The organism is Desulfuromonadales bacterium (assembly GCA_035620395.1).
Lineage (GTDB): Bacteria > Desulfobacterota > Desulfuromonadia > Desulfuromonadales > DASPGW01 > DASPGW01.
Genome location: DASPGW010000148.1, coordinates 1 through 5,994, shown reverse-complemented (window position 1 = coordinate 5,994; position 5,994 = coordinate 1). Strand labels below are relative to the sequence as shown.

The following is a 5,994-nucleotide window of genomic DNA, read 5'->3' as shown; positions in this document are numbered from 1 at the left end:
CCTTCTGTCTTCGAGAAGAAATGGCCTCGACAGGCTATCCACGATCCCCCTGGCCACGAGGGCCACGTTTTCCGAGCAGGTGACGTTGCGCAGCACGATGACGAACTCGTCTCCGCCCATGCGGGCGACGGTGTCACTGTGCCGCATGCGCTTCCTGAGCCGTTCCCCCACCTGGGACAGGATCCGGTCCCCGCTGGGGTGCCCCAGGGTATCGTTGATGTCCTTGAAATTGTCCAGGTCGAGCATGAGGAGAGCGGCTTGCGTGCGGTCCCTGTCCGCTTCGTAGAGCGTCTGCTGCAGCCGGTCATGCAGCAATTCGCGATTGGCCAGGCCGGTCAGGGGATCGAAAAAAGCCAGACGGCGGAGCTGCTCCTCGACCTCTTTAAGTCTGGTGATGTCGGTGGAGAGGCTGACGAAATGGGTCGGCTCTCCCAGGTCGTTCCTGACCGCATTGATCGTCATCAGGGTGGCAAAGGGCTCACCGTTCTTCCGGCGCCCCCGGATCTCCCCCTGCCAGGCTCCGGTCTCCCGCAGCGCCTGCCCATGGTATTCATAAAACTGGTGTTCGTTGCTTTCAAGCTGCAGCAGCCGCATGTTCCTGCCAAGGATCTCCTCCCGCGCATAGCCGGTCAGCCGGCAGAATGCCGGGTTGACGTCGATGATGTTGGCGGCAAGGTCGGTTACGCCGATCATTTCGTCGCTGTTCACGAAAACTTCCCTGGCCAGCAGGAGTTTTTCCACGGTCGCTTTCTGGTCGCTGATATCTTCGCCGATGGATTGAAATCCCGTTATTTTCCCGTCCTCGTCAAAGAGCGCGCGGTTTGTCCACCGATGCCAGCGGATCTCCCCGTCGGCCCGAATGACGCGGTGCTCATGGGATGCCACAGGAGAGTCACGGGTAATGGAGGCCAAATGCTCTCCTATCTTTTCCCGGTCTTCTTCCTGGATCAGGGGGATAAAGCTATGGCCCACCAGTTCCTCTGCCGTCTTGCCGAAGTAGCGGCAATAGGCCTCGTTGACGAAGCGGATCGTCCCGTCCGGAGTCCAGCGGCAGACGAAAAGGGGAATGTCTTCCAGGATGGCGTTGAAATAGGCCCGGCTTTCCTGCAGTTCGACAAAGGCCCGGCTGGCGCGCAGCAGGAAATCGACATGATAGCCAAGGGTGGTCCAGTTGATCGGCTTGGTGAGGAAGTCGGTAGCGCCGGCGGCAAAAGCGCGGCGGATCGAGTCCGTATCGTCGAGGCCGGTCACCATCGACACGGGCAGGCCCCTGCTCTCCGGCCGTTTGCGCAGTTCAGCCAGGGCGGCGAAGCCGTCCATGCCCGGCATGAGCACATCGAGCAACACCACATCCGGTTGCCGCCGGTTGACGGCTTCGAGCGCCGCCACGCCGTCTTCGGCCTCCTCCACGGCAAATCCTGCCTGCTGCAGGGCTTCGCGCATCAGCAGGCGCGTGGCCGGATCGTCATCCACGGCCAGGACCAACGGCATTTCCACAGAGCTCGGCATCGATTTATCCCCCCTCTTTGATCTGTGCCGCCAGGGCCGGCAAGACTTTCCCGTATTCGGTCTCGATTGCGGCCACCTGCTGCGGCGCCCGGGCAAGGTCCCCGGAGAGGGCCGCGGCCTCCAGTTCCCGGCAGAGCTCTGCCAGACAGGCAGCGCCCAGGTTGGCGCTGCCCGACTTCAGACTGTGGGCGGTCCGTCGCAGGGCGACGACATCCCCCCGTCCGGCCGCCTCGCGCAGCGCCTGCAGAAGTGCCGGTGTCTCGCGCAAATAGATGTCGATCACTTTCTCCAGCAGGTCCGCAGCGCCTTTGCGTTCCAGGGCACGGATCAATTCCAGGGCCCTGTCGTCGATGGGGCCGGTCTGCTCCGGCGGCCCGCCGCCTTCGGCTGCCGCTGCAGTGGAGAGGGCCGCCGGATGCGGACTCCCCGCGTCGTCCCCAGTCTCAGCCCCGGGGGTCGAACCCTGCTTTCGGCTCAGCCAGCGTTCCGTGATCTCGCGCAGATGCTCCTGCCGGAACGGCTTGCTGAGATAGTCGTCCATGCCGGCATCCAGGCAGCGTTGCCGGTCGCTCGGGAAAGCATGGGCGGTGAGGGCGACGACCGGCGTGCGCTGGTGCACTGCAGCGGCTTTCTCCCGCTCCCGGATGAGCCGGACAGCCTCGTAGCCGTCCATCTCCGGCATCTGGCAGTCCATGAAGACCAGATCGTAGGCAGATCGGTGGCAAGCGTCCACCGCCTCCCGTCCGTTGGCTACCGCGTCGACCCGACAACCGAAGTACTCCAGCATGGTTTTGACCAACTCCTGGTTGACGGGATTGTCTTCGGCCAGCAGAACGTGACCGTGAATCCGTGGCGGCAAAGGGATCGGATGGCTGCCCTCTTCTCTTGTCCGATTTCGCTCCGCTGTGGCCACCGCATTCTCCAGAGCCGGTTCGGGCAAGGCGGGCTCCGGATTCTGCGCCAGGGGGGTGGGCTGTTTTTCCAGGCGAACAGTGAACCAGAAGGTGGAACCTCTCCCCGGTTGGCTGTCAACCCCGATCTCGCCGCCCATCAGTTCGACCAGCTGTCTGGCGATGGCCAGCCCCAGGCCGGTGCCGCCGAAGCGGCGGCTGTGCGAGCCGTCCACCTGGGCAAAGGAATCGAAGATCTGGTCATGAAATTCGCCGGGAATGCCGATGCCGGTATCGTTCACGGCGAACCGGAGCAGACTTTCGTCCGGGTCCTGCATGGCGGTGGTCACCAGGATCTTCACTTCTCCGGCTTCGGTGAACTTGACCGCGTTGCTGACCAGGTTGACGAGGACCTGGCGCAGTCGGCCGGGGTCGCCGCTGAGCGCCACCGGGACGGTCGGTGCGATATCGCAAGACAGCCTCAACCCCTTTTGGCCGGCGGGGCCGGCGAAGAGCTCCGTCACTTCCTTCAGGGGCTGGCGCAGATCGAAATCGAGCTTTTCCAGCTGCAATTTCCCCGCTTCGATCCTGGAGAAGTCGAGAATGTCGCTGAGCAGATCGAGGAGGGCTTCGCCGCTGTGGCGCACGGTATCGACGTAGTGACGCTGTGCTGACGTAAGTTCCGTGCCGCGGAGCAGCGCGGTCATGCCCAGCACCCCGTTCAACGGTGTGCGGATCTCGTGACTCATGTTGGCCAGAAAGCGGGATTTGGCCCGGCTGGCCTCTTCCGCTCGGCCGGCCATTTCGATGGCCTTGTCCATCGCCTCCTGCAGCTCGCAGGTTCGCTGCCGGACTTCTTCCTCCAGGTCCTGCTGCTGCCGTTCGACGCGACAGCGATACTCGCGCAGCTGTTCCAGCATCTGGTTGAAGGCAGTGCCGAGATCGGCGATTTCGTCTTGGCTGCCGACCTCGAGCCGGTGGTCCAGATTGCCTTGGGAAATGTCATTGGCGACGCCGGACAGTTGGCGCAGGGGGGCGGTGATTTTTCGCGTCCAAAGCAGGCCGAGGATGCTGCCGACCCCGATCAGCAGCAGGGTGAACAGGCCGGTCGAAAGGATGAATTGGCGCAGTTGCAGGCGCAGGCTTTCCTGGTCCAACCCCACCCGGAGAAAGCCGATGATTCCGCCCCGCCCGTTTTGTTCCGGAAAAATCTCTGTTGTTCCCCTGGCGGGGAGGCTGTAGACCGGGGTCAGCAGTTCCAGGTACTGTCGGCCGCTGCGGTCGGCAACTTTCTGCCAGCGGGTCTCACCCCGAAGGCCCGGTTTCGCCAGCGGCGCAACTTCGGGAAGCGGCAGCGCCGGCAGCCTGAAGCGGGCTTGCAGGGCCGCGGCATTCCGGTCGAGGATGGCGGCGTAGAGAACCTTTTCGTCGGTAAACAGGCCGTCGAGAATCTGCTCCAGGGAGTCGGGATTCTCGGTGTAGATGCCGTACTCGCTGTTTTCCGCGGCCACGGAGGCGACGGCCAGGCCATGGTTCAGCAACTCCTCCTGCCGCAGGGTGATTTCGTCGTGAACGACGTAGGCGGTGATCCCCAGGGAGGTGGCGAGGATCAGGGAGATGACCAGCAAATTGAATTTGGCGGCGATGCTGATTTTTTTTGCGCCGGCGGACTTCATCTCAATCCTCCTGGAAAAGCTGTTCGGCGGCCTTGCTCAGCGAGGAGGGAACATGCATCTTCATCTGTTCCGCCGTCTTGAGGTTCAGTGAATAGGTGACCCGGCGGGGCGGAACCGGCGCCAGCGAACCGGCCTCGGCCCCCGCCAGCACCTTGGCGGCCAGCTCGGCGCATTGCCGGCCGATGTCGCGGTAATCCCGGTCGAGGGCGTAGAGGGCACCCGCCTTCACCCAGGCGGTCGAGAGCCCGATGAAGGGAATGCGATTGCGAAAGGAAAAGAGCAGGAGGCTTCTGGCAGTCTGCGGGGTGACGACCACGTTGTCGCTGATTCCCCAGAGCACGTCCGCCCGGTTGGCCAGGCTCTCCAGCGCGCCGGGCAGCTCCAGCGGAGTAGTCACCTCCCGGGCGAGCAGCTCCAGTCCCATCCGGCCCGCTATCTTGCCGGCCGCCTCGATGGTGTCGCGGTTCTCCGCCGGGTTGAAAACGACGCCGATACGGCGGGCATCGGGCATCAGGTGCAGCAGCCAGGCCAACTGGGTTTCGATCGGGAATTCGAGAAAGACACCCGTAACCCCGCGGCCGGGTCGGATGTCCGCCTCCCGCAGCACCATGCCGGCAACGACCGGGATGCCGGCGGCTTCCCGGCCGGCGGTCTCCAGAGCCAGGGAGCCGAGGGCCAGAATCAGGCGGGTTCCATCCTCTCTGACCGCGGCGGGCCGCCGGCGGTTCTGGCCGGATGTCTCCTGCAGCGGATAAAGTTCATAGACCGCGCTGACCCCCTGGCGGGCGAGACTTTCCTTGAACCCGGCCAGGGCTTCCGCCATGGGAGGGGCATCATAGCTGACGAAGACGGCGATTTTGATCTCGCCGGCCGCCATGGCGCGCACGGCTCCCAGCAGGACGATCAGGGCCGTCGCGACAATCGTCAGAAGGAGAGCTGTTTTCGGAGGCGCCAAGGCCATATCCGGAACCGTCGGTCAAAAAGCGTAGGCGAGCTTGAAGCGGAAGACCCGGCCGTCCTGTTCGATGGTCTCCTGGCGGTGCGCCAGTGAGGCGGGGTCGCTGAATTTTTTGTCAAACAGGTTGTAGACGCTGGCCGATACGCGCAGCTCTTTGTAAAGCTTGCGGCCGAAAAGGGTCAGGTTGGTCACCGCATACCCGCCCGTTTCATTGCGGAGGACAGTCTTCCTTTTGCTCGTGTACTGTTCCTCGATGCCCAGCAGGACCATTTCGCCAATCAGCGGGACGATGATGTTGACCTTGGCCAGATGCCTGGGGGAGTTGGAAAGGAGCTTGTCGGTAGACCGGTCTTTCGCCTCCTGGTAGGTATAGCTCACCCGCCCTTCCAGGCCGCGGTCCCATTTGCCCTCCAGTTCAAACTCTGCGCCAGTAGCTTCAACCTCATCGAGGTTGTCGAAGACCAGCAGACCGTCGGCCGGGTCGAGGGTGAGGTTGATGAGGTCCTCGATTTCGTAGTAGAAGCCTGAGGCTACGGCCCGCAGATGCTCGCCCAGGTACTGCTCCAGGACCAGTTCGTAGGTCTTGATCCGTTCGGGATCCAGTTCGGGATTCGGCTTCTGCGTGGCCAGACCGTCGTGGTAATGCTGCTCGAAGGCATTGGGGGCACGGAACGCCTCGCCGTAGAGAAGCTTGAAGGTGGTTTTCGTCAGCGGGTTATAGATCAGGGCCAGTCGCGGATTGGTGGTGCCGCCGAAGGTGTCGTACTGGTCATGGCGCACGCCGAGGCTGAAGGTCAGGTTGTCACGGAGCTGAATTTCGTCCTGCAGGTAGACGCCCCAGTTGTCGGAGCGGTTCCGGCTGCTCAGGAAAACCTCCAGGTCGAAATTTTTCAGGTCCTGACGAAAATTGTCCTGGTATTCGCCGCCGAAGCTCAGCCGGTGCCGCTCCCAGAGTTGTTTG

4 protein-coding genes are annotated in these 5,994 nt (G+C 63.1%); all 4 read right to left on the bottom strand.

Annotated features, from left to right (window positions below):
* The coding region (locus VD811_08065; protein ID HXV20925.1) for a PAS domain S-box protein at nt 1-1,509 on the bottom strand (1,509 nt) is incomplete at its 3' end.
* A 4-nt stretch (nt 1,510-1,513) separates the two neighbouring features.
* Nucleotides 1,514-4,075 (bottom strand): ATP-binding protein, encoded by a 2,562-nt coding sequence (locus tag VD811_08060; GenBank protein HXV20924.1) that lies wholly within the window; start codon nt 4,073-4,075, stop codon nt 1,514-1,516.
* A gap of 1 nt (nt 4,076) precedes the next feature.
* A complete protein-coding gene (locus VD811_08055) occupies nt 4,077-5,030 on the bottom strand; it encodes an ABC transporter substrate-binding protein (GenBank protein ID HXV20923.1) in 954 nt (317 codons plus the stop codon).
* A gap of 21 nt (nt 5,031-5,051) precedes the next feature.
* Nucleotides 5,052-5,994 (bottom strand): TonB-dependent receptor (locus VD811_08050; protein HXV20922.1); only part of this gene is annotated, 943 nt, incomplete at its 5' end.